Here is a 24,992-nt window from a genome sequence, read left to right as displayed (position 1 = left end):
CACGCGATGCGCAGCTCCAGTTCCGAGTAGGTGTGAACACCCCAGTCCGCCACCTCTACCATCCGAGCGCGGTTGTCGGAGTGTGGGATGGTCGCCAGGAACCCATTGAGCCTCTTGAGTGCTATGGCTTCACCCTAGGTCGTAAACGTGCAGATCAGTGCTGTTGAGACCTGTGTCTTTCGGGCATTAGCCCTGTCTTTCAATGCTGGGTAAAACGAGGGGTCGCCCGTGGTGTTCCACGGGCGACCCCCAGTAGCCTAACGCTCAGCCCTTGCGTTTGGCAGGAGCCTCGCCCAGCTTGAAGGACTCGACGACGGCCTCGGTGGCCTCAGCGTCATCGGAGGCGGTCACGGTCAGGGCGTCCACGGCCTTTGACGCAGCCTCCAGGTCACCCTTCACGGACTTCAGAGCCTCGACCTGAGCCTGCGAGGCGCGCACCGTCACCGCTAGGAACGGCGTACGTGGCGACACCTTCGCTTCAGACTTCACGCGACGCAGCGCGATCAGAGCAGAGGACGCGGCTTCGAGCACTGAGGGATTGCCCTCGACGCCAGCCAGGTCAGCTACGACCGGCCACGGAGCGGTGTGCACGCTGCCCTCGCGGTACCAGCTCCACACCTCTTCCGTCACGTACGGCAGGTAGGGGGCGAGCAGACGCACGACGTTGTCGATAACGATCGCCAGAGCCGCACGGGCGGATGCGGCCGAGGCCTCGTCCCACGCGCCATCACGGTTGTAGGCGCGCTCCTTGACCAGCTCCAGGTAGTCGTCGCAGAACGTCCAGAAGAACGACTCCGTGACCTCGAGCGCGCGAGAGTGCTCGTAGGACGCCAGAGCAGCCGAGGCCTCGTCGATGACGGAGGCCAGCGTCGCCAGAACCGAACGATCCAACGGCACCGTCACCTGCGCCGGATCCAGATCGATCGCCGCGCCCTCACCACCCATGGTCAGAGCAAATTTCGAAGCGTTCAGAACCTTGATTGCCAGACGACGACCGATCTTCATCTGCGCTTCGTCGAAGATTGCATCCAAGCCCAGTCGAGCGGACGTTGCCCAGTAGCGAACCGCATCCGAACCGTACTTTTCAAGCAGACCCATCGGGGTGACCACGTTGCCCTTGGACTTCGACATCTTCTTATGATCAGGATCAAGGATCCAGCCCGAGATACCAGCGTGCTTCCACGGAAGTTCTCCGAACTCGAGGTTTGCACGAACAACGGTCGAGAAGAGCCAAGTACGAATGATGTCCTGACCCTGAGGGCGCAGATCCATCGGGTACGTACGGCTGAACAGATCCTCGTCCTCGAGCCAACCACATGCCAGCTGCGGGGACAGGGACGACGTTGCCCACGTGTCCATGATGTCCAGTTCTCCCACGAAACCGCCGGCAACGCCACGCTGGGCTTCGGTGTATCCAGTCGGAACATCAGACGAAGGATCGACGGGCAGTTCGTCTTCGGCCGGCGTAATGATCTGGTTGTAATCGACCTCGCCGGCCTCGTTCACCTTGTACCACAGCGGGAACGGAACACCGAAGAAACGCTGGCGGGAAACCAACCAGTCATTGTTCAGGCCAGTCACCCAGTTTTCGTAGCGTACACGCATGAAGTCGGGGTGGAATGCCAGCTCGCGACCGCGAGCAACCAGCTCTTCGTTCAGATCCTTACCCGACGCCGGGTTCGTCCACGGCTTGCCACCGTTACGGATGTACCACTGACGCGAGGTCACGATTTCGAGTGGCTTATCGCCCTTCTCGAAGAAGTTCGTCTGACGCATCGTCTTCGTCGGCTCACCGCGCATCTCACCGGACTCGGCGAGCATCGCAACCAGGGTCTCGCGTGCGGAGAACGTCGTCTTACCGGCGATCGCCTCGAATGCTGCGATACCTTCAGCGGACGTGATCCACTTGGGCGTTTCAGCGATGATACGGCCGTCCTTACGTAGGATCGCGCGCAGAGGAAGGTCGAGGTCACGCCACCAGTCGATATCCGTGGTGTCACCGAAGGTACAGCACATGGCGATACCAGCGCCCTTATCCATCTCGGCCTGCGGATGAGGAAGAACAGGAACCTCAACACCGAAGACGGGGGAGGCAACGGTCGTTCCGAACAACGGCTTGTAACGCTCATCATCCGGGTGAGCAACAAGGGCAACACACGCGCCGAGCAACTCTGGACGAGTTGTCTCGATGCAGACATCCACGCCGTTCTCCACGGGAGCACCGGCAGCGACAGCCTTTGCGGCAGCATCAGCATCTGTGAGGTGGAACGCCAGACGGTGGTAGAAGCCCGGGTACTCACGCGACTCAAGCTCAGCCTGAGCAACAGCGGTCTGGAACGTAATGTCCCAAAGACCGGGAGCCTCGCTCTGGTAGGCCTCACCGCGAGCCAAGTTGCGGAGGAATGCAGCCTGAGCGACCTTGCGGGCGCGCTTACCGATCGTCTGGTAATGCTGCTTCCAATCCACGGACAGACCAAGGTAGCGCCACAGCGCCTCGAACTGAGCCTCATCTTCAACCGTCAGACGTTCGCAGAGCTCAACGAAATTCTTACGCGAAATCGGCTTCTGATCACGAGCCTTGATCGACTTACCTTCGCCACCCTCATGTGGGGGAACAAAGTCAGGATCGTAGGGGAGCGTCGGATCAACGCGAACACCAAAGTAGTTCTGCACGCGACGCTCAGTCGGCAGACCGTTGTCATCCCAACCCATCGGGTAGAAAACGGACTTACCCATCATGCGCTGGTAACGCGCAATAACGTCAGTGTGGGTGTACGAGAACACGTGTCCAACGTGAAGAGAACCCGAAACCGTGGGTGGCGGAGTGTCAATCGAGTACACCTGCTCGCGCGTTGCCGTACGATCGAAATCGTAGGTACCTGCGTTCTCCCAGCTCTCACCCCACTTGTGTTCCAAACCTTCAGCGCCAACACGGTCAGGAACCGTCGGTGCTACAACAGAAGTCGGGGTCGAAAGACGGCCACCCATATCAATATTCTCCATCCGAGTCGTGGACATGTACCCCACTAGAGTAGTGGGATTTCAAGGGGAAAACCAAACGTGCGCATCGGGTATTCGCGACCTTTCCACCCCTGGCGATCAATCAACGAGGCCCGGGGAGGAACCTCGTCAATGAAACACAATAAAAGCTGGCTACGAAGTCTCCTTCGTAGCCAGTCACGCGAGTGTGAAATCCGCAATCAGAGGACAACAGCATTCATGGGGAGATGGGTTTTCTTGGTCGGGTTCGCGCAACTGGGAGTGATGACGCGCAGGACAGACAAAGATCAGGAAGACACTTCCTGATCGCGTGCAATAGCAGCGTCGACAGCTGTCACAAGTGCGGGGGACAGACCGGCGTTTTCAGCGGCCAGCAGACCGGCAATCGTGGTGCCATTGGGCGAGCAGACCGAATCAATAAGCTGGGCAGCATTCACACCGCGTTCTTGGCTTGCAAGAAGCAGGTCCGCTGAGCCAGCAACAGCCTGGGCGGCAATCAAGGTGGCAGAAGACTTCGTCAGCCCATGTTTCACGCCGGCTCGGGCAAGCGTCTCAATAATCTGGAAAACCCACGCGGGCGAGCAACTTGCCAACGCCATGAACGCAGGGAATTCTTTCTCGCTGATTCGCACGGTACGCCCGACAGCGCTGAGCAGGCGTTCGGTTGCTCCAAGCTGAGCCTCGGTTGCATCCTGAGAGCAGATTGCGCTCATTGACTGGCCAACCTGTGCGTTGACATTCGGCATCACGCGGATCAAGGGAACCGCTGCGCCGAAATCGCGGAGCATTGAATCAAGGGTGCGACCGGCAGCCAAAGAAACAACGGCCATATCTGGACGCTCGCGAACGATATGAGCGATCTGTTCGATCACTTCAGTCTGAATATGAGGTTTCACCCCAAGGACAAGCAGGTCAACCTGATGAGCGAGCGACCCATTGGATGAAGCAACCTGCCCACCAACTTCGCGGGCAAGCGCCGGAGCATGGACACCATTCGCGTCAGTGAAAAGGAAATCAGCTCCGTTCATTCCGGCTGCAACCGCACCGCGTGCAATTGCGGCGACCATTGAACCGGCTCCAATAAATCCGATGCGCATGTCGATTCCTCTTTCAGGCTCTGCTTGATGAAGGAGCATCCCGCAGTGGATGAAGCGAGATGCTCGCCACTGCTGTGTTCCTTAACCCCTTAGCTTAGTTGGGATAGGCCGTAGTGTGCGCGCCTGTCTGATTTGGAGTCCTTCTCAAAAGTCAGCGCTTGCCGGTCCCATGACGCAAGCGGTGCCCACATGGACGTCGGCGCAACCGGAGTTGGGCGACCTGATTCATTGAGAACCGTGACACCTGCGTGTCCGGTACCACGATGCGTCAGAACCTCGTTCAACGCCAAAGGCGTTTCGGGGAATGTCTGAACTCGATGTTCTGCCTTTCATCCTCAAGGGGAACGAGGCCGGGTGGCGTGACTCAAGCCAACCTGTTGATAGCCGGATGAGTTATCCACAGTTTTCTTATTGCGTAGGTGCGCGAGGAGGTGTTGCTTCTTAGTGTGTGCGCATGAATGTCACGAATCGTCTGAATGTCGCTCGTCTGACCGAGGCAGTGTTTGAGCCTGAAGATGAGGATCCGCTCGATGAGTCGCGTCCCGAGTGGAAGGTGCGTCTGCTCCCGTCGGTTCAATCGATGGTGCTACTGGGAGTCGTTGTTCTTCTTGTTGCGGGGATCGGTGTGTGGAAAACAACCACGGCATCGTCGGCAAAACAGATGAATGACAGTGAAGACTACGCCAGCACTGAGTCTGCGCAGTCGATTCGGGTAGCGTCATCCGCCAGCCAACCCGCGTCGCTTCCGCCACATCAACAGAACAGAGAACAGGTCACCGTTTATGTGACGGGAGCGGTCAATTCCCCGTCCCTATTGACCCTAGAAATGGGCAAACGGGTCGCTGACGCACTCGAAGAAGCGGGCGGAGTGGCAGAAGATGCCGATGTTGAACAAGTAAATCTAGCGCGCCCACTGGTGGACGGGGAACATATTGTGATTCCTCGGGTGGGCGAGGTCGCACACACCCCTTCTGATTCCTCGTCACCGACCGCATCAACAACTGGGAGCTCATGTATTGACCTGAATACGGCCGATGTGGGTGCTCTCGAGCAGTTAGATGGCGTTGGTCCGGCACTTGCCCGGCGAATCAAAGAGTTCCGAGACCAATCCGGTCCGTTCCAATCGGTGGATGACGTTGATGCGGTGCCGGGGATAGGACCAGCACTACTAGAGAAGATCCGTTCTCGGGCGTGTCAATGAAACCGCCACCGGCAATGCATGATTGGCGTCTTGCCCCCGTGGCAGTGGCAGTCTGGTGCGGTGCCCTCTTCGGAACGAAAACGGACAGCAACACGGCCATAACTGCTGTTGCTGGTGCTACAAGCCTGGGGTGCGTGTGGATGCTGGCATCGTTGAATGCGGTTCAGCCACGCCAAGGGCGTCACACCCTGATCCCATTTGGTTCCCTGCGAGCCCTGCTAGCACTGGTCTGTTTTGCCACTGTTGTGGCCGTGTGTGTGGGGGCGGTCGCTCACAACAGTGCGCGGCGCACCGAGGTCTTTCAAGCGGCTCAAACCGGATCGTTGATCACGATACGTGGCGAGCTAGAAGATGATCCATCTGAAGTCTCAGGGAAGTTCTCGTCAGATTCGCAGATCGTTTCCCTTCGCGTGACAGGCGCGGGCACACAAGGGATGCGACCAACTAGCCCTATTAAAGTGCGACTAACAGGAAGCCACTGGCCCACTCTCTATCGTGGGGACACAGTTGAAACCAGGGGAGTGATCGACACTGAGTTCAGCGCGCATCTTCCTTGGGCAGGAATCATTCACACCTCGAAACTGAAATGTGTTGCTAGGCCACAAGGGTGGCGAGCTACGGTGCGAAGAATTCGCACCGGCCTCGTCGATCTGGTTGCTGACTTGGAACCTCAAGCGCAAGCTTTGGTTCCGGGAATGGCAATCGGTAATGACTCTGCAATGACGAAAGAACTGAAGGAAGCTTTTCGCCGGACCTCACTATTGCATTTAACTGCAGTCTCCGGCTCGCACTTGGCGATCATCATGGGAGTTGCCGCCCTCGTCCTACGAGGCCGCACACGTTTTCGTCTGTTCGGAATCGTAGTAGTTCTGACCATTGTGGTTGCAATAGTTGGGGCAACGCCTGCAGTAATGCGAGCGGTACTCACCTCGGCGTTGGGGATTGGGGCAGAGGCTAGCGGTAGGGGAAAACAGGGGGTGACGACGTTAAGCGCAGTCACCATCGGATCAATCCTGTTCAACCCGTGGGTCGCAAGTAACTTCGGTTTTTCACTCTCCGTAGCGGCGACCTTTGGAATGGTTGTGATCGCTCGGCACATCCTCGATTATCGGCGCAGAAAAATCCGTTCGGACACACTCATCGGCAAAACAATTGGCGTCGCGATTGACTACTTGGCAATCCCAGTCAGTTGCTATGCGATGACTTTCCCCATCCTGCTTCTTGCCAACCCACGCGTCCCGGTATACGGCATACCTGCGAATGTTATGGCCTCGGTAGCGGTTGCGCCGGCGACATTGCTGGCGATCGCGGCAACATGCCTGCTTGGAGTCTCTCCTTGGCTCGCTCACGCGTGCGCGCAAGGATCAGCGTTCTTCACGCGGTGGATTACGAACGTTGCTTTCTTCTTTGCACACCTTCCAGGGGCTAGTCATCAGCTTTCGTCGCGTGACGTGATCGTCGCTAGCATTGTGAGCGCGGCACTGGTGCTCTACTGGAAGCGTGCGCTCGTCATCCCCCTACTACGTCGAGTGCAAACGCATGTGTACATGGAACGTGTCAGACTTATAGGGCGTGCGAAGAAAGAGAGGTAATCAATGGCTAGTCGGGGAAGTAAACCGCCAGCTCCGGTTGCTATTGAACTGGCTCCTATTGTCTTGATTAAGGGCAAAGAAGGGCTGCTGATCGATCGCGCTCTTGATTCTCTGCGCTCGCAGGCGCGTTCTGTAGATCCAAACCTTGAACGCACAGACCTGAACGCTGCCACCTATCAGACGGGTCAACTGGACATGATTACCTCGCCATCACTGTTTGGTGAAAGCCGACTGGTGATCATTCGTGACCTTGAAACGATGAGCGACGCTCTTGCCAACGACCTCTTGACCTATATTGCGGCCCCTGCCTTCGATGTGTGGCTTCTTCTGGTTCACCCCGGCGGAAACGCGAAGGGAAAAAAGGTCACCGACGCTATCGCAAAAGCTAAATTCCCCGTTATCTCAGCAGAAATCATTAAATCTGACCGGGACAAGCTTGAGCTGATCCGCTCTGATGTTCGCCGTGCTCACCGTCAGATGGATCGTGATGCGATGCAAGCGATCGTTGACGCGCTTGGCTCCGACCTGCGCGAAATGGCGGCCGCAGTTGCCCAGCTTCTCTCTGACTGCGACGGCACAATCACGCTAGAGGACGTGCATCGTTATCACGCGGGACGCATTGAAGCAAGCAGATTCGAAGTAGCCGATGCAGCCATCGCTGGTGAAACAGCGCGAGCCCTCACCCTTGTACGGCACGCGTTCGCTACGGGTGTTGAACCTCAACAGCTTGTCGCTGCCCTGGCAATCAAGATCCGACAGATGGTGAAAGTATCTGCCTCATCAAGCGGACGCGGAGTCAACGTGGGAATGCAACAGTGGCAGGTGGATATCGTGCGTAGCCAGTTGCGGGGGTGGAACGATCGTTCGCTCGCAGATGCTATCCAAGCGCTTGGACGTGCAGACAGTGAAACAAAAGGCTTGTCCCGAGACCCGCGCTACGCAGTTGAAAAGGCCATTACGACGATCTGTCGGTTGCGTCGAAGGCGTTAAACGCTCAAGTTCGCGGGGCGAACGGGTTACCCAACGCGTCCGTCCGTTGCCTGATGAACACGCCGTACACAAACACTTTGGGGTCGCATCTCACGTGGATGCGACCCCAAAGGTGAAGAATGAGCGATCAGCCGAGCGAAGAAACTCGCTTTGCAAGCTTGGACTTGCGGTTAGCGGCCTGGTTCTTGTGGATAACGCCCTTGGAAACGGCTTTATCCAGCTTGCGGGAAGCAGTCTTGAGGGACTCGATTGCGAGCTCTTTGTCTCCTGCTTCAACAGCTTCGCGGGTCTTGCGAACGAGCGTCTTGAGCTCGGACTTCACAGACTGGTTACGAAGACGACGCTTCTCGTTGGTGCGGATCCGCTTGATCTGAGACTTAATATTCGCCACAGTCGGAAAACTCCTTGCTTGAAGTGATTACAGGGTCGGTGAGGGCTGTGTCAGAACCGGGACTGGGACGTGGGGACATCCGCAAACGGCTCGGACCAGACCCCCTGCCCGACCAGGCCGGGAGTCCGACTAACAACGTTACCAGCGCGATACGTCGAACGCTATTTTCTTAGCGGAAAGTGGGCGTGAATGCGCTCACTAAACGCGCTTATGGGTGCTTCTTGAGCGCTTGAAGCATCATTTCCCACGTGTCGCGAGGCACAGTGGCGCCCTCACGCCTGATAGCGCTGGGGCTCACGACAAGAGCTCGGTCCAAGCGAACCTCGGATGGGCGACCTGATGTGTCCCATGCGCCCGATCCGATATCCAGCCAGTACCTGCCGTTAGGTGCTTCCTGTGCCGCGTGAGGTCCTTCCTTACTGTTTTCTGCGGTCAAGTGTGACACGAGGATTCCGACTTCCGCGTGATGGTGGGCGCGAAGTTATCCACACAGTGCACACCCCCTGAGTTATCCACAATTTGCCACTGGGAAGATGGCGCACTTTTCATCGAAGGCAGATAGTGGGTGCACCAGTGACCAATGCGTACAAGGAGGAACGCGATCATGGCACTTCAGTGCACGTCTGCCACCCCTATCGACGAGGCAGGGAATCCCGCCGATTCGCATGCCCCTGACTGGGGCGGGAGTGGCACGGGTTTTTCGCACATGCGTGTGCGCGAGCGTATGGAAGAGGCTCTCCAATCAGACTCGGGCGAGGTAATCGCAAAGATTGAGGAGCTGATCAAGGACGAATCAGTTGATGTGCACGAGCGGTTGACGATTGCTCGCGCACTTGTTGATTGGTATGCGCTCAATGACCAAGCAAGCGACTGTCTTCGCGTGGCACGTATCGCCACCGAGATCGGAATGGACAACCTGGGACCGTTGGATGAGGATGTGTTGGTTGCCCGTAATTCTGAGCTTTACTGGCAGGTGACGCTGGGAAACTATCAAAATATCGATAAGAACTACCGGATTCTGATTCGCGATGTTGAGCATGTCATGGGGAACCACAGCGAACTTGCGTGGGCGGTGCGAACAAATTCCGCGATGCCCGCTAAAGCTAGGGGTGACTTTACAAAGGCCGTTTCAATTTATCGGCGCGTTGTGCGCGATATGGGGACGCGCTTGGCCGAAGACGACTCGCTGGCGATGGCCGCGCAAGACAACTTGGCTGAAGCCTTGGTGCTGGCTGATAAGTACGACTCTGCACTAAAAATCTATAGAAGTCTGCATGGGATCTCAAAGAAGAAGTGGGGGCTTGAAGATGGAAGAACTCTTCGCCTGCGCGGGGAAATTGCTCGAACAAAATTCTTGCTTGGACGCAGAAAACAGGCGATGAAAGAGTGGAAACAGACGTTCACCGACTGCGTAGAGGTTCTTGGAGCACATAATCCGCTGACACTTGAGATTCATTGTGTTCTTCTTGCTGCGTCGATTGATATGGATGATTCGCAGGCGGTTATCGACCTCTCAGAGATGCTTGTCAATGATCCCCCCGAAGAATTGGAAGAAGAAGAGATCGAAACCTTCCGCCAGATTAGTGAAAGCTATCGTCAGATCGTTGTCATGGAAGGTGAAGAGTAGGGATGCGACACAGTTCTTTTACACGGAAGAACGTGATGTGCGCGAGGTCGCGCGCTCATAGTTGGCACTTGGGGGCGCGTTAATGGGACGATAAAGGGGAATATCTATTGGAGGTACCGTGCCAATCCCTACGCCCGCACAAGTGGAAACGATTCGTCCTGCTCACACCGAGCAGTCACGCCTGCGAAACTTCTGCATCATCGCGCACATTGACCACGGTAAATCCACGCTTGCTGACCGCATGTTGCAGTTGACCGGCATTGTTGAGCAGCGTGATATGCGCGCTCAGTACCTCGATCGTATGGATATTGAGCGTGAGCGTGGCATCACCATTAAGTCTCAGGCTGTTCGTATGCCGTGGACACGAGATGGCCAGGCGTACGCGCTCAATATGATCGATACGCCCGGTCATGTTGACTTCACCTACGAGGTCTCTCGATCGCTTGCAGCGTGTGAAGGCGCGGTTCTTCTGATTGATGCTGCGCAGGGTATTGAAGCACAGACTCTGGCGAATCTTTACCTCGCTCTGGAAAACGATCTTGCGATCATTCCCGTTTTGAACAAGATCGATCTGCCCGGTGCTCAGCCTGAAAAGTATGCTGCCGAGGTTGCTCAGCTGATTGGTTGCGATGAATCCGAGGTCCTGAAAGTGTCGGGTAAGACCGGTGAAGGCGTTGCCGAGTTGCTGGATCGTATCGTCGAAGTCGTTCCCGCTCCGAATGGCAACCCAGACGGTGCAACCCGAGCCATGATTTTCGACTCCGTCTACGACACCTACCGCGGTGTGGTGACCTATGTTCGTGTCGTTGATGGTGCCCTGTCCACGCGCCAGCGCGTCAAGATGATGTCGACCGGCGCGACCCACGAACTGCTTGAAATCGGTGTGATTTCGCCAGAACCGATGCCCAGCGAAGGTATTGCCGCCGGCGAAGTAGGCTACCTCATCACGGGCGTGAAAGACGTGCGTCAGTCGCGCGTCGGTGACACGGTGACATTGAACGTTCGAGGCGCTGAGGAACCGCTGTCCGGATACAAGGATCCGCGTCCGATGGTCTTCTCCGGTATCTACCCGGTTGACGGTTCGGACTTCCCTGATCTGCGAGATGCCCTTGAACGTCTTCAGCTCAATGACGCAGCGCTCACCTTCGAACCTGAATCGTCGGCAGCCCTCGGCTTTGGGTTCCGTTGTGGCTTCTTGGGCCTGTTGCACCTCGAAATTATCCGGGAGCGATTGGAACGCGAATTCGGACTCGACTTGATCGCAACAGCGCCGAACGTTGTCTACACGGTCGTTGCAGAAGACGGGAGCGAGATCATCGTTGAAAACCCGGCGATGTTCCCCGAAGGGAAGATCTCTGAGGTTCGCGAGCCTCTTGTTGAAGCAACAATCCTGACGCCGACTGATTTCACCGGCACGATCATGGAACTCTGCCAGGATCGTCGCGGAACCATGAAGGGCATGGAGTACCTGTCCGAAGACCGCGTCGAGCTCCACTACACCTTGCCTCTGGCAGAAATCGTGTTCGACTTCTTCGATCAGTTGAAGTCGCGCACTCGCGGATACGCCTCGCTCGATTACCAGGAGAAGGGCGAGCAGAGTGCCGATCTGGTGAAGGTCGATATTTTGCTCAACGGTGACCGCGTTGACGCGTTCAGCGCGATTGTTCACCGCGATGCTGCATATGCGTACGGTCAGCGGATGACGAAGCGTCTGAAGGAGCTGATCCCCCGCCAGCAGTTCGAAATCCCTGTTCAAGCGGCAGTAGGTGCACGAGTTATCGCTCGCGAAACGATCAAGGCATTGCGTAAGGACATGCTGGCTAAATGCTACGGCGGTGACATTACGCGTAAGCGCAAGCTGCTCGAAAAGCAGAAGGAAGGCAAGAAGCGCATGAAGTCCATCGGTCGCGTGGACGTGCCACAGGAAGCCTTCATCGCAGCTCTGACATCGGATGTTCCAACCGGAAAGAAGTGATTGTGGCGGATCGCCCCAGCTATCGCCCAGGAGAGGCTCCCGAAGGGGAAGTCTTCTTCGCGCGGACCAAGTCGTTTACACGTCGTAGTCGTGAGCTCCCGCTGAATCTCCAGCGAACCTGGGATGCTCACGCGTCGAAGTATGTGATCGAACCTGAGCGAGGGATCGGCCATACGACTGTCGCCGATACTTTTCGCTTGGATCCGGTTCAACTTTTCGCTCGCAAGGCCCCTCTGACCGTTGAAATCGGATCGGGCACGGGTGAACAGATCGTTGAAGCGGCTCGCACACACCCCGAACGTGATTACTTGGCGTTTGAAGTGTGGGTGCCCGGTATTGCGAAGCTGATCTCCAAAGCCGTTGAAGCTGGAGCAACGAATATTCGTGTGATCGAAGCCGATGCTCAGCAGGCGTTCCCGATTGTTTTCGCTGACTCAGTCGCAGACGAGGTGTGGACATTCTTCCCCGATCCGTGGAGGAAGTCGCGTCACCATAAGCGTCGTCTTGTGTCCCCCAAGTTTGCGCTCGAGGTTGCCCGAATCCTCGCTGACGGCGGTATCTGGCGACTTGCAACCGATTGGGACGACTACGCCTGGCAGATGCGCGACGTAGTAGAGGGATGCCCGTTGCTGGCTAATCCCTACGAAGGCGAGCGCCCCGACGAAGCCGATGAACAACCGACTCGCGGTGGTTTTGCCCCTCGCTTTGCAGGTCGCATTGTCACGCACTTCGAAACCCGAGGCCTTAACGAAGGTCGCGTTGCCCACGACGTTGTCGGAGTTCGTTTGCCTCGTGAAACCACGAATGCGCGTACGACCCAGGGTGAAAATACTTCCGATCAGGCGGAATAAGGAGCTGGCTGTTGCCTCCGGTCCAACCCGATGGAATTGAATGGCCAAAAGATGGCCATCTTGAGCCAGCATTAGCTGAAGTCGACCAAGGGCGTCCGCTTTCGCTCTACGTGCATGTGCCATTCTGCACGGTTCGATGCGGATACTGCGACTTCAACACGTACACAACAGGGTTCGGCGTGGGGGCAGAGCCGGGCTCATACGCGCGCTCAATTGAAGCCGAAGCACAATTCGGTATGCGCGACCTCGTGAATGCCGGATTTGAACCGCGACCAGCCGAAACTGTCTTCATCGGTGGTGGAACGCCCACTCTTCTTGACACCGACGAACTGGCACGCATCCTCGATAGCCTGCGAAATCATTTTGGGATCGCACACCAAGCCGAGCTCACGATTGAAGCGAACCCCGATTCAATCGACGTCAAGGGGCTGCTCAAGCTAAAAGAGGCGGGTGTCACTCGGGTTTCTTTCGGAATGCAGTCAGCAGTACCTCAGGTGCTTGCAACGTTGGACCGCACGCACAATCCCCAGAAAGTCCCCTCTGTCGTCCAAGCCGCGCGCGATGCTGGCTTGGACGTGTCCGTCGACCTGATCTATGGGGCGCCGGGGGAGAGCATCGATGATTGGCATCGGTCGTTGGATGCTGCGGTCGCCCTGGAAACGGATCACATTAGTGCGTATGCGCTGGTGATCGAAGAGGGCACAAAAATGGGTGCGCAGGTCGCTCGCGGTGAGTTGCCCATGCCGGACCCGGACGACGAAGCAACCAAGTACGAACTCGCTGACCAGGTCCTTAGTGACGCGGGCTTCAAATGGTACGAAATCTCGAATTTTGCGCGCCCGGACGTAAACGAAGCTGGCGTGGAACCGACCGAACTGCGCCACGCAAGTCGACATAACCTGGCCTATTGGCGTGACTGGGACTGGTGGGGGCTAGGGCCCGGCGCGCACTCGCACGTGGGACGTTACCGCTGGTGGAACGTCAAACACCCGACCGCCTACGCGGGGCGCGTGCAAGCGGGAGTTTCTCCGGCGCTCGCGGGCGAAATACTTGAATCCGATGCTCGAGCACTGGAGAAAATCATGCTCGCCGTGCGCACCTCCGAAGGCATACGCGTCTCGGATGTCATCAATATCCACGCGTTGCCAGGCTTGATCGCAGACCAGCTGATCGACGCAGGACATGCGCTGAAAGGGCGGGTCGTTCTGACCCTGAAAGGGCGACTTCTTGCCGATTATGTGACCCGCGAACTCATGGGATTCTAACCTTCATCTCTCGTTGCCACTGCACCCCTACAGGGGTGCCTCTATTCTTGAAAGGGAGCGCGGTCATTACTGGCCGCAGATGATCCGTCAATAGGAGGGCGCAATGAGCCAAGACATGGGACCCAACCCGTACGTCGTCAACATCGAAGATGCGACGATGGAAAACACCAACTACCGCACCACTCTGTGGACTGGTAAGAACTTGCAGCTCACCGTCATGTGCATCCAGCCCGGACACGACATCGGCCTGGAAATTCACGAAGACCACGACCAGTTCCTCCGCATCGAAGGCGGGCGAGGCCTGGTGCAGATGGGGCCGACCAAGGATAATCTGTCCTTCGAGGCCGAAGCCTCAGACGATGATGCCATTTTCGTTCCGGCTGGCTCTTGGCACAACGTCACCGCAATCGGTGATGAGCCCCTTCGCGTCTACTCGATCTACGCTCCGCCGGAGCACGCACATGGCACCATCCACGTGACCTACGAAGAAGCCATGGAAGCCGAAGCCTTGGAGCATGGCGAACACTGAGTTTCATAGAAGGCACTGAGTCTTTCAAGAGGCGGGTGATACCGGAGCGATCCGGTATCACCCGCTTTTCCATTCAAATCCAGCCTGCAGTCCCATCGCGTTGCCTCGTCGGCGAAACTAGAGGCTGAGCATGTACGTGAACTGCAACAATGACAAACTTTTGCCGAATTTGCTGAGAAATAGTGCGGTGGTAAACTCCCATCGGCACAGTCTATTAAGTAGAGAGTCCGGTTATATGTCCCAGACAACACAATCGACGGGGACGTCGGTGAAGGAACTGACCCTGCGAGGCGTCATTATCGGTGGCATCATCACCATCATCTTCACCGCAGCGAACGTGTACCTCGGCCTGAAGGCGGGCCTGACCTTCGCAACCTCCATCCCCGCGGCCGTCATTTCGATGGCAATTCTGCGTTACTTCAAAGACCATACGGTCCAAGAAAACAACATCGTTCAAACGATCGCGTCCGCGGCAGGCACACTGTCCGCGATCATCTTCGTTCTCCCTGGCCTAGTCATGGTCGGTTGGTGGCAGGGTTTCCCATACTGGCAGTCGGTCTTCGTCATCGCTCTCGGTGGCATTCTCGGCGTTATGTATTCGATCCCGCTACGTCGCGCACTGGTCACGCACTCTGATCTCCCGTACCCCGAAGGCGTCGCAGCTGCCGAGGTCCTGAAGGTTGGCGACACCAACGAAGGTGCCGAAGAATCCAAGCGTGGTTTGCTCGCCATTATCTGGGGCGGTCTGTCATCAGCTGGTTTTGCCATCCTCGGTTCGATGAAGGTTCTCGGCACCGAAATCGGCACCGCTTTCAAGTTCGGAGCGGGTGGCACCATGGCTTCGGCTTCGTTCTCGCTGGCCCTGATCGGTGTTGGCCACCTGGTTGGCATTGGTGTGGGTATCGCAATGATCGTCGGCCTGGCGATTTCGTACATCGTCTTGCTACCGTGGCGGACCTGGGGAATTGTTGATCCCTCGGCTCTGGCTGACACGGTTGGTACCGTCTTCCGTTCTGAAGTCCGGTTGATCGGCGCCGGCGCGATTGCTGTTGCAGCAGTGTGGACTCTGATCAAGCTGATCGGCCCCATCATCATCGGTATTAAGGATTCGCTTGCATCGACCGCGAAGCGCGAGTCGGGCGAAACTGTCCCGCTGACCGAGCAGGACCTGTCCGGCAAGATCGTTATCGGCGTGACCCTTGCGGTGATGCTCCCGATCGGTGTTCTGCTCTGGCTGTTTTTAAAGGATACCGCCATTGCACACAACTCGTTGGGTCTGATCATCATTTCGATCCTGTTTATCCTGATCACGGGGCTTGCTGTTGCATCCGTCTGCGGTTACATGGCGGGTCTGATTGGCGCCTCCAACTCGCCGATTTCCGGTGTCGGCATCATCGTCGCTATCGCAGCTGCCCTGGTTGTGAAGGCTATTCACGGCAGCGCATCCGGTGACGAACTGTCCGCCCTGGTTGCCTACACGTTGTTCACTGCAGCCGTTGTTTTCGGTATCTCCACGATTTCGAACGACAACTTGCAGGATCTGAAGACTGGCCAGCTGGTGGGTGCAACCCCGTGGAAGCAGCAGGTTGCTCTGGTCATCGGCGTTCTCTTCGGCGCGATCATCATTCCGCCGGTTCTGAACCTGATGGGAAACGCTTTCGGTTTCCAGGGAGCTCCGGGCGCTGGCGAAAACGCTCTTGCAGCTCCGCAGGCCTCTCTGATCTCTGATTTGATCAAGGGCGTCTTCGGCGGAGACTTGAACTGGAACCTGTTGGGCATCGGCGCACTGATCGGCATCGTCGTCATCATCATTGACGAGGTCCTGAAGAAGACCACCAAGAAGATGTCACTCCCCGGTCTGGCTGTCGGCATGGGCATGTACCTGCCGATCTCGATCACCCTGACTATCCCGATCGGTGCGCTACTCGGCATGATCCACGACAAGTGGGCCGTCAAGCAGAAGGATCCCGAGAAGGCAAAGCGCATGGGTACCCTGGTTGCCACCGGTTTGATCGTCGGTGAGTCCCTCTGGGGCGTCGTTTACGCCGGTATCGTCGGCTTCTCCGGTAAGGACACGCCACTTGCGTTCATGCCTGACTCGTTCGCGGGAGTTGCTCAGTGGCTCGGCTTGGTCGTTTTCGCTGGTGTGATCGGCTTCTTGTACTCCAAGACCCGCAAGGACACGCTGAAGTGATCAACGCGAACTAACGCGTTCTGGTGCGAGTGTGCGCTGAGGTGCCCGGTGCCCCATGAGGGGTGCCGGGCACCTGCGTTTCGGGCGGGGCGCTGTGGTGGGGTGTGTCGTGTAAGGCACCGTTTTCTTGGCGGGGAGCCCGATTCTGTCGCCTCGTATAACCGAACTGGTAGGGGTGATCCGCGGAAGGGGGGCGGGCGCGTACGTGTCCGTCTGGTCATCAACGGCGGCGTTTCGGGCAGGCACTGCCCCGCAATCTTGCTTAGTGTGGTCGAGTGATGTCCCAAGAAAACTGCTTCGACCCATATTCGACTTCGTTCGACCCGTATGGCACGGATATTTTGAGCTCCGACCCGCACCGTGATGGGCCACATGCGCTTCGCCCGCGTTCGCAGGAAATCCCGGTTGAACTGGGCATGGTGTTAGAGGACGTGACAACAGGCTGGGTTGGTGCTGTTATTCGCGTTGAAAAATCGGGTGGCATGCACGTCGTTGAATTAGAAGATCGGCGAGGCTCAGTCCGTTCCTTCCCACTCGGTGGCGGTTTCTGGCTGGAGGGCCGTCCCGTTATGCTTGCGCCACCTCGTCCCCAAGAATCTGATGTGCTCACACTCAAGCCTCAGCTGACTACCCATGGTGGGCGTGCGGTGACGAACTCGGGTTCGATTGCTGGGCCGAAGGGGGGCCCGAAGATAGCGAAGCAGTCGCGGATCTGGGTTGAGGGTCGCCACGATGCGGAGCTCGTCCAACACGTGTGGGGCGATGATCTGGCAGAAGCGGGAGTAGCCGTCCAGTTGCTTGAGGGCGTGGATCATCTTGAAGAGATCCTGGAAGTCTTCGGACCGTCTGATGAAGTTCGCGCCGGTATTCTGGTCGATCACCTTGTGGAGGGGTCGAAAGAGTCGCGGATTGCCCAGCGTGTTCAGTCGCGTTGGTCTAGCGGTGTGCTGGTTGTTGGTCACCCGTTTGTGGATATTTGGCAGGCCGTGAAACCTGCTCGCCTGGGGCTGACTCGCTGGCCGGATATTCCGCGAGGTACGGATATTAAGCATGGCACTCTCGATGCGCTGGGCTGGTCGCATGCAAATCAAGCGGATATTGCGATGGGGTGGAAGCGAATTCTCGCCCAGGTCCGCAATTATAAGGACGTTGAGCCGGCTCTGCTGGGGCGCGTTGAAGAGCTGATTGATTTTGTCACTGAACCCGGTACTCGTTAGCGTCTGCGCAGTTGGGGGATATTTCCACCGCCGTTCGTTGTTTCGTAGTGACGAGGCCGGGACTGTCAGCAAAGACTTTGCGTGAGTAGTGCCCGTTGTGAAGAGGTAGTGCCAACGTTGTGCTCGTTACTTCGGCTGGGTGCTTTGATGGGCAGGGAGTAGAATTGGCACTCAGATAGAGCGAGTGCCAGATTCGTGTCGAAACCGATACTTCATCACGGCTTCGATGGCGCGTGGTACTTCGCGTCAGTTTTCGCTTGGAACGGAGGACACATGAACGACGATCGTCGGCTCGGCGTTCTTCGAGCGATCGTCACTGAATACGTGCACACCCGTGAACCCGTGGGTTCGAAGGTGATTGCTCAGTCGCACGATTTAGGTGTTTCTTCTGCGACGATTCGTAATGACATGGCTCTGTTGGAAGAAGCCGGTTTGATCTATCAGCCTCATACCAGTGCTGGTCGTGTTCCCACGGATAAGGGCTACCGACTTTTTGTTGATTCCCTGTCCGCGTTGAAACCGATGAGTGACCCGGAGCGCAGTGCTGTTGAGCATTTCCTTGAGGACTCTTCGAACCTGGACGATGTGGTTGTTCGGACCGTGCGTCTGCTGGCGCAAGTAACGCATCAGGTGGCTGTTGTTGAGTATCCGACGTTGGCGTTGCAGATGTTGAAGCGGGTAGAGATCGTTGATCTTGCTGCGACCAACGTGCTGGTCATTGTCGTGACCGATTCCGGACGCGTTTCTCAGGACACTATTGAGCTTCGTACGCAGTTGACTAGCGGAGATATTGCGGTTCTTCGCGAGAAGCTCAACGCTGTTTTTTCAGCTCTTGGCCCCGATGAGATTCTTGCTAGCGTCGAGGCCCTGAAGGCGCTTCTTGAAATGCGTTTGCGTGATGTGGCAGATGTTCTTGCCCAGAGCATTGCGCGTCTCCTTCGCCCCAGTGGTGAATCGAAGATCGTCATGGCTGGTATGTCGAATCTTGCTAGGGGAGCGGTTGACTTCCATGATATTGCGCCGGTCTTAGACGCTTTGGAAGAGCAGGTGGTATTGATGCGCCTGTTCTCTGAACTGCAGCTTGATGATGATGTTCATGTTTCGATCGGTGCGGAAAATGAACATGACGCGCTTGCTGAAGCATCGGTTGTGGCTTCCACGTACCATGCGCCTCCACGTAGTGGTGATACGCGTGCTCACCTTGGTATTGTTGGCCCGACTCGCATGGATTATGCGCGAACGATGGCTTCGGTCAGGGCTGTTGCTGCCTATCTTTCGCGGTACTTGAATCGCTAGATCACCTCCCATGAGCTTTCACCGCCGATGCGGTGATCACACGAAAGAACATAAGGAACGAAGACGAGTGAACGACTACTACGAGGTCCTTGGCGTATCAAAGGATGCGACTGTCGACGAGATTAAGAAGGCGTATCGCAAGAAAGCACGTCTGCTACACCCTGACTACGCTGGACCCGAGTCAGAAGAGGCTTTCAAAGAGCTTTCTGTCGCCTACGAAACGCTCTTAGATCCCCAGAAGCGTCAAATGTATGACCTTGGAGGGCCTGATGCCTTGCGTGGTGGCGGTTCACCATTTGGTGGTGCTGGTGGCGGGTTTTCTGACATCTTTGATGCGATGTTCTCTGGTTTCTCCGGTCAAGCTTCCGGGCCTGCGCCTCGCGTTCGTCGTGGTTCCGACCAGCTGATCGGCGTGGAGATTTCCTTGAAGGACGCTGTTTTCGGCGCGAAGAAGGAAGTTTCATACGGAACATATATTCTGTGCGATTCGTGCCATGGTTCGATGTGTGCTCCGGATACTGAGCCCACACGGTGCGGGACGTGTAATGGAACGGGCTCGGTGACGCGCGTCCAGAACACGATGTTTGGTCGTATGCAGTCGCGTGGAGCCTGTCCGACCTGTCAGGGGTATGGCACGATTATTGCATCGCCCTGCCATGAATGTGCCGGTCAGGGGCGTGTTCGTTCGCGTCGTACGATTACGGTTGATATTCCCGCCGGTGTAGACGAAGGAACTCGTATCAGGGTTGGTTCCGAGGCTGAAGTTGGCCCCGGTGGCGGCCCGAATGGTGATCTCTATCTTGAGATCAACGAGAAAGCGGATGATGTTTTCGTCCGCCAAGGCGATGACTTGCACACGTGGATCACGATCCCGATGACAACGGCGGCCTTGGGCACGAAGTTTGACCTCGATACGTTCGACGGTGCGCAACACGTCGAGATCCCGGCTGGTACTCAGCCGAATGCTGATATTGAACTGAAGAACTTGGGCGTCAGTCGGTTGCAGCGTTCTGGTCGCGGTGACTTGCACGTCCACGTGAATGTTGAGATCCCGAAGAAGCTTGATGATCGTTCGCGTGACCTTCTTGAGCAGCTTGCGAATCTTCGCAAAGAGACGCGTATCGAACCTGACCGTCGTCCCTCGTCAATGTTCGACAAGATCCGCGAAGCGTTCACCGGCCAATGACACGTCCCGTTTTCATTTACGAGGGCGACCTAGTCCCCTGCGAGTTGGATGCAGACGATACAGTCTCGCTTGAAGGAACTGAAGGCCATCACGCGGCCACCGTTCGGCGCATCGGAGTAGGCGAGTGGATCGACCTGATAGATGGTCACGGAACGAGGCTCACGTGCGAGGTTCTCTCCACCTCGAAGAAAGGTCTTGTTCTTCGTGTCGATCAGCGTGTGATCGAACCTCAGGCGACGCCCCAACTGATTCTTGTTCAGGGGCTTGCAAAGGCTGGACGAGACGAACAGGCAATTGAAGCCTGCACCGAAATCGGGATTGATCAAGTGATTCCCTGGCAATCTGAGTATTCGGTTGTCCGGTGGAACGGTTCAAAAGCCTCAAAAGGTAAAGCGAAGTGGGAATCCGTCGTTCGTGCGGCCGCTAAGCAGGCGCGGCGAGCGTGGATCCCCAGCGTCGGCGACGTTGTCAACTCAAAAGCGCTCGCCACATGGGTTGAGGCAAAGAGAGAAGCCGGGGGCAAAGTTTTAATTTGCCACGAGGAAGCAACCGAATCGCTGAGCTCAATCCTTGCCAGTGATCCCACGTCATTCACCACAGCGTCAAGTTTGACGCTGGTGGTTGGCCCAGAAGGCGGAATGAAGAGCGAAGAAGTGAACTGGCTTCAAGACGCTGGGGCGTCTTTGGTTGGTCTTGGCGCGAATGTTCTTCGCTCGTCGACGGCTGGAGCCGTGGGAGCGACACTCTTAAGCGCGACGCTTGGACGCCTGTAACTCGAGCGTATGTACTGCTGGCCGACAGTGAATACTGTCGGCCAGCAGTACTCGTATGGGTTAAAGCCTCAGCTTTCGATCGAACCGATGATCGTGAAGGTCATTGTGTGGGATTGGCCAGGGGCAAGCACAATGAGATCCTTGCCTGAATTAAAGGCATTCGGGGGGCAGGTCATTGGCTCAACAGCGATGCCGGTTCGTCCCATGGAATCAGCAGTGAACGCCTGAACCCACGGGGTGTCAGCCTTCAATTGAACCGTCAATCCGGTTTCTGGATCACGCAGTTGAACGGTCCATTCCCCTTCGGGCAAACCGGTGAAAGCATGGTCAACAGATTGTGAGCCAAGTAGGCGTGGAGTGCGGAAATCACGCTCAAGATCATCTACCGGGACCGTTTCAACAGGAGCCATGTTCTGATCGACCTGGATGATTTCAGAGGCTGGAATCGTAACCTCGTATCCATCATTCTTCTTGCCATCGAGTGACAGGTAGGGGTGGGACGAAACACCATATGGGGCGGGTGTGGAGCCGACGTTTTTTGCCACGAGAGTGACGGTCAGACCACGGCAGGCGCTGAGTGCGTAGGTTACCCACGCTTCAATCGGCCACGGGTAGCCATAGCGGGGAGCGATGAATGCTCCCAGTGTTGCTGAGTCAGAATCAGCGTGAATAATCGTCCAGTCAACCCAGGTCATCAGACCGTGCAATGCTGAGCCGGTTGCAGGTTCATTCACGTCAACCGTGTAGGTGATGTCTTCCCATGTGTATGTTCCTCCAGCAATACGGTTCGGCCAGGGCATCAGCGTTTTCCCCAAGTAGCCTTCGGGAATTTCATCCGCGTCATGGGCGACGACTAAGTCGCGCCCTGCGTACGTGAGTGAGGCGAGTCCGGCGCCGACGGTAACAATCCGAGCCTCATATTCTCCAGAAGAAAGAAAGATTTCGTAACCGGACGCGTGACGGGTAGGCATGGGTGCTCCTGACGGTTGGTGAATGCGTGGACTCGCACGATTATGCAATCAAGCTTAGTTGCGAAAAGTGACAAAGTGGGGAGGTAGATTGACGAGGCACGAACTGGCACTCTACCGATGTGTTCAGTGGCTAGATGTTCGTCATTCGGTCGTGACACAATGAGTGGACGACACTTTCGTCGCACAACTCTTACCAAGGAGGAATCGTGACCACCACCGTCACGCGTGAATTCGTTGCCGGCCTGCCCAAGGCAGAACTGCATCTCCACCTTGAGGGCACGCTTGAACCCGATCTTAAGCTTGCTCTTGCTACCAAGCACGGCGTCGATATCGGTCAGTCGACCATCGAGGAAGTTCAGGCCAGCTACAACTTCACCGACCTGACCTCCTTCCTCGCCGTCTATTACCCGGCGATGAATGTCCTGCAGGATGAAGAGGACTTCGAGGCTCTGGCCTCCGCTTACTTCGCACGAGCCAAGGCGAACGGTGTTCGTCGCGCTGAGTGCTTCTTCGACCCCCAGGCTCACACCACGCGTGGTATTGCGATTGAAACTGTCATCAACGGCTACTACAAGGCTGTTGAGAAGGCACGCGAAGACGGACTCTCCGCTGACCTGATTCTCTGCTTCCTACGTGATATGAGCGCAGAATCCGCGCGAGAAACCCTTGAGGCGGCACTGCCATACAAGGACAAGTTCTTCGCCGTTGGCCTAGATTCTGACGAGTGCGATAATCCACCGGAGAAGTTCGCCGAGGTCTTCGCGATGGCGAAGGACAACGGTCTGCATGTTACGATGCACTGCGACATTGATCAGGTTGGCTCCATCGACAATATCCGTCGTGCGCTGACTGAGCTCGGTGCCGAGCGCCTTGACCATGGCACGAACATCGTGGAAGACGATGCGCTGGTTCAGCTGGTCGCAGATAAGGGCATTGGCTTGACCTCCTGCCCACTATCGAACTCGTTCGTCACCGCGAACAACCACGATATGAAGGACAAGGAAGTGAAGGATCTCCTTGAACGTGGCGTGAAGGTCACCATCAACTCTGATGACCCGGCCTACTTCGGTGGCTACGTTGCCGACAATTTCTACGCTCTTGCCGACCAGGCAGGCTTCACCAAGGACATGCTTGTTCAGCTGGCACGTAATTCTCTTGAAATCGCTTGGGTTTCCGACGCAGAGCGTGCACGCCTGCTGGGTGAGCTCGACGCTTTTGTTGCAGCCAACTGACTCGGTCTTCTGGTTTCACTGGGGGCACTTAGCCGATCGTGTCAGACCCTGTGACGTCTCGTGGCGAATGTACCAAGAACGGTGAGACTTCCGACCTGAATAAACGTGGGGGCGGGTGCTACTCATTGATAGCACCCGCCCATTTCACGAAAAAATACACGCAAAGTGCATGTGCGTAGAGTATAGAGACTCATGTGGAGCCTCGTCGATAGGACGAACAGCGACTGAGCGTCAGTGAACCTCGAAGCCCAGTAAGCGGAAGTAATCACGAACTTCCTCGGTCGCCTCAGGCGAGGGAGGCTTTGTGTCACGCAACTGATAATCCAAGCCCAGTGAATCCCACTTATCCTGACCCATCTGATGGAAGGGGAGAACTTCAACGCGGTCGATGACATTGCGCCACTGTGTGATGATGTTTCCGATCGCTTCGATATTGTCCTTGCCGTCAGTCAATCCCGGCACCAAGACAAAACGAATCCACACGCGTGTCGTGCCACGCGCCGCCAGGCGATCACCGAAGTCAACGGTCGGCTGAAGGTCGCCGGTCGTGACCTTCTTATAGAGCTCAGGGATACCGGACTTCACGTCCAGCAGAACCAAATCCAGATTGTCGAGCATCGCGTCATCGCAGTTCGCGCCAAGGAACCCCGACGTATCCAAACAGGTGTGAACGCCCATTGCTTTCGCTCCGGCCAGGATGCGACGAACAAACTCCGGCTGCATCATGGCTTCGCCACCGGACAGGGTGACACCGCCACCCGTCGTGCGGAAAATCTTACGGTAGCGACGGATGCGGCCGAGGATCTCGTCGATCTCAACGGGCGTTCCATCCTTCATGAAGAACGTGTCGGGATTGTGACAGTACAGGCAGCGGAGCCCGCATCCGTTAAGGAAAATCGTCAGACGCGTTCCCGGACCGTCGACAGCGGTCACAAGCTCCCACGAGTGAACGGATCCCAGCGTGCCGTCATGCATCTTGCGCAGGCGCTCCGTGCGTTCCATGTCGCTCAGCTCACCCAGGCCTGCGACTCCTTGACCGCCCACGCGACCGGTCGGTGCTTGGAAGTCTTGATCGCGGAGCTTCGAGTGGGAATCAATGGGTCCGGTAGGAACGATTGAAGATCCATCGCCTACGGGGGCGGTGTGGGAAAGCTCAGTCATGGTGTCCTGATCGTGAATGAAAGGGAACGAGGCGCACGTTCATGCTCTGTTCATTGTGAGTGCGCAATTGTTAAAGGTACCGACGCAATTCGGGGCGCAGGAAGAATCCCGCGCCCCGAACCGGAAGGTGCTGAATCTGTTTTACGCCAGCGTAAAGCGGATATCAGGCCGAGTGGTGGAAGGTACGCGAGAGAACGTCAAGCTGCTGCTCGCGGGTGAGCTTCACGAAGTTAACGGCGTAGCCGGAAACGCGAACGGTCAGGTTCGGGTACTTCTCGGGGTGCTCGATTGCGTCTTCCAGGGTGGAACGATCAAGAACGTTGATGTTGGCGTGGTACAGGCCGTCGGACTCGCCGCGCTCTTCACGGGCTAGCTTCATGTCTGCGAGGCGCTCTTCGTAGGTCTTGGTTGCCATGATGATTTTCTCCTTATGGGTGTTGTCTG

The 24,992-nt window shown here is 56.7% G+C and carries 21 protein-coding genes; 14 read left to right on the top strand and 7 right to left on the bottom strand.

Annotation, left to right across the window (positions count from 1 at the left end):
• Positions 1-264: 264 nt before the first annotated feature.
• The 3 genes from valS to HMPREF9241_RS09660 form a co-directional block, all read right to left on the bottom strand.
• The gene (gene valS / locus HMPREF9241_RS05525) at positions 265-2,988 is read right to left on the bottom strand and encodes a valine--tRNA ligase (protein ID WP_006681296.1); all 2,724 of its coding nucleotides are present in this window, start codon (positions 2,986-2,988) and stop codon (positions 265-267) included.
• Between the two features lie 299 nt (positions 2,989-3,287).
• Positions 3,288-4,097, bottom strand: a complete 810-nt coding sequence (gene proC, locus HMPREF9241_RS05520; RefSeq protein WP_006681295.1) for a pyrroline-5-carboxylate reductase — start codon at positions 4,095-4,097, stop codon at positions 3,288-3,290.
• A gap of 89 nt (positions 4,098-4,186) precedes the next feature.
• On the bottom strand, positions 4,187-4,381 hold the full coding sequence (locus HMPREF9241_RS09660) for a hypothetical protein (protein WP_341532739.1): 195 nt from the start codon (positions 4,379-4,381) through the stop codon (positions 4,187-4,189).
• Between the two features lie 170 nt (positions 4,382-4,551).
• Between HMPREF9241_RS09660 and HMPREF9241_RS05515 the strand changes: the two genes are divergently transcribed.
• Genes HMPREF9241_RS05515 through holA form a run of 3 tightly spaced genes read left to right on the top strand, consistent with a single transcriptional unit; the run spans position 4,552 to position 7,880 of the window.
• A complete protein-coding gene (locus HMPREF9241_RS05515; RefSeq protein WP_006681294.1) occupies positions 4,552-5,298 on the top strand; it encodes a helix-hairpin-helix domain-containing protein in 747 nt (248 codons plus the stop codon).
• Entirely contained in the window at positions 5,295-6,890 is a 1,596-nt protein-coding gene (locus tag HMPREF9241_RS05510) for a ComEC/Rec2 family competence protein (protein WP_006681293.1), read from the top strand. Before HMPREF9241_RS05515 ends, HMPREF9241_RS05510 begins: the two co-directional genes overlap by 4 nt.
• A gap of 3 nt (positions 6,891-6,893) precedes the next feature.
• The gene (gene holA / locus HMPREF9241_RS05505; protein WP_006681292.1) at positions 6,894-7,880 is read left to right on the top strand and encodes a DNA polymerase III subunit delta; all 987 of its coding nucleotides are present in this window, start codon (positions 6,894-6,896) and stop codon (positions 7,878-7,880) included.
• Positions 7,881-8,007: 127 nt separating this feature from the next.
• On the opposite strand, the gene rpsT is transcribed toward holA, so the two are convergent.
• On the bottom strand, positions 8,008-8,271 hold the full coding sequence (rpsT, locus tag HMPREF9241_RS05500; RefSeq protein ID WP_006681291.1) for a 30S ribosomal protein S20: 264 nt from the start codon (positions 8,269-8,271) through the stop codon (positions 8,008-8,010).
• Between the two features lie 604 nt (positions 8,272-8,875).
• On the opposite strand from rpsT, the gene HMPREF9241_RS05490 reads away from it, so the two are divergent.
• From HMPREF9241_RS05490 to HMPREF9241_RS05445, 10 genes are all read left to right on the top strand, one after another.
• Positions 8,876-9,898 carry a tetratricopeptide repeat protein gene (locus HMPREF9241_RS05490; RefSeq protein WP_006681289.1) on the top strand — a complete coding sequence of 341 codons (1,023 nt, stop codon included), beginning with the start codon at positions 8,876-8,878 and terminating at the stop codon, positions 9,896-9,898.
• A gap of 118 nt (positions 9,899-10,016) precedes the next feature.
• Entirely contained in the window at positions 10,017-11,873 is a 1,857-nt protein-coding gene (gene lepA, locus HMPREF9241_RS05485) for a translation elongation factor 4 (RefSeq protein WP_006681288.1), read from the top strand.
• Positions 11,870-12,724 (top strand): tRNA (guanosine(46)-N7)-methyltransferase TrmB, encoded by an 855-nt coding sequence (gene trmB / locus HMPREF9241_RS05480; protein ID WP_006681287.1) that lies wholly within the window; start codon positions 11,870-11,872, stop codon positions 12,722-12,724. Before lepA ends, trmB begins: the two co-directional genes overlap by 4 nt.
• Positions 12,725-12,735: 11 nt before the next feature.
• Complete coding sequence (gene hemW, locus HMPREF9241_RS05475; protein WP_006681286.1) at positions 12,736-13,989, top strand: radical SAM family heme chaperone HemW; 1,254 nt, start codon at positions 12,736-12,738, stop codon at positions 13,987-13,989.
• Positions 13,990-14,092: 103 nt separating this feature from the next.
• Positions 14,093-14,518: a cupin domain-containing protein gene (locus HMPREF9241_RS05470; protein WP_006681285.1), complete on the top strand. Its 426-nt coding sequence runs from the start codon at positions 14,093-14,095 to the stop codon at positions 14,516-14,518.
• Positions 14,519-14,753: 235 nt separating this feature from the next.
• Positions 14,754-16,712 (top strand): OPT family oligopeptide transporter, encoded by a 1,959-nt coding sequence (locus tag HMPREF9241_RS05465; protein WP_040318565.1) that lies wholly within the window; start codon positions 14,754-14,756, stop codon positions 16,710-16,712.
• A gap of 416 nt (positions 16,713-17,128) precedes the next feature.
• Positions 17,129-17,929, top strand: coding sequence for a DUF3097 family protein (locus tag HMPREF9241_RS05460; protein WP_040318631.1), 801 nt, complete (start codon positions 17,129-17,131; stop codon positions 17,927-17,929).
• 273 nt (positions 17,930-18,202) lie between these two features.
• The gene (hrcA, locus tag HMPREF9241_RS05455) at positions 18,203-19,225 is read left to right on the top strand and encodes a heat-inducible transcriptional repressor HrcA (RefSeq protein ID WP_006681282.1); all 1,023 of its coding nucleotides are present in this window, start codon (positions 18,203-18,205) and stop codon (positions 19,223-19,225) included.
• Positions 19,226-19,292: 67 nt separating this feature from the next.
• Entirely contained in the window at positions 19,293-20,411 is a 1,119-nt protein-coding gene (gene dnaJ, locus HMPREF9241_RS05450; RefSeq protein WP_006681281.1) for a molecular chaperone DnaJ, read from the top strand.
• Positions 20,408-21,184, top strand: a complete 777-nt coding sequence (locus HMPREF9241_RS05445) for a 16S rRNA (uracil(1498)-N(3))-methyltransferase (protein WP_006681280.1) — start codon at positions 20,408-20,410, stop codon at positions 21,182-21,184. The genes dnaJ and HMPREF9241_RS05445 overlap by 4 nt, the downstream gene beginning before the upstream one ends.
• Positions 21,185-21,252: 68 nt before the next feature.
• On the opposite strand, the gene HMPREF9241_RS05440 is transcribed toward HMPREF9241_RS05445, so the two are convergent.
• Positions 21,253-22,155, bottom strand: coding sequence for an aldose-1-epimerase (locus HMPREF9241_RS05440; protein ID WP_006681279.1), 903 nt, complete (start codon positions 22,153-22,155; stop codon positions 21,253-21,255).
• Between the two features lie 206 nt (positions 22,156-22,361).
• Here HMPREF9241_RS05440 and add point away from each other — a divergent pair, with 206 nt between their 5' ends.
• Entirely contained in the window at positions 22,362-23,387 is a 1,026-nt protein-coding gene (gene add / locus HMPREF9241_RS05435) for an adenosine deaminase (RefSeq protein ID WP_006681278.1), read from the top strand.
• A 231-nt stretch (positions 23,388-23,618) separates the two neighbouring features.
• On the opposite strand, the gene pflA is transcribed toward add, so the two are convergent.
• Both pflA and grcA2 read right to left on the bottom strand, forming a co-directional pair.
• A complete protein-coding gene (gene pflA, locus HMPREF9241_RS05430) occupies positions 23,619-24,548 on the bottom strand; it encodes a pyruvate formate-lyase-activating protein (RefSeq protein ID WP_006681277.1) in 930 nt (309 codons plus the stop codon).
• Positions 24,549-24,711: 163 nt separating this feature from the next.
• Entirely contained in the window at positions 24,712-24,963 is a 252-nt protein-coding gene (gene grcA2, locus HMPREF9241_RS09735) for an autonomous glycyl radical cofactor GrcA2 (RefSeq protein ID WP_006681276.1), read from the bottom strand.
• Between the last annotated feature and the right edge of the window lie 29 nt (positions 24,964-24,992).

Source organism: Schaalia turicensis ACS-279-V-Col4 (assembly GCF_000296505.1).
In the GTDB taxonomy this organism is placed as follows: domain Bacteria; phylum Actinomycetota; class Actinomycetes; order Actinomycetales; family Actinomycetaceae; genus Pauljensenia; species Pauljensenia turicensis_A.
Note: the sequence above shows the minus strand (reverse complement) of the source record. Positions and strands in the feature narration are given on the sequence as shown.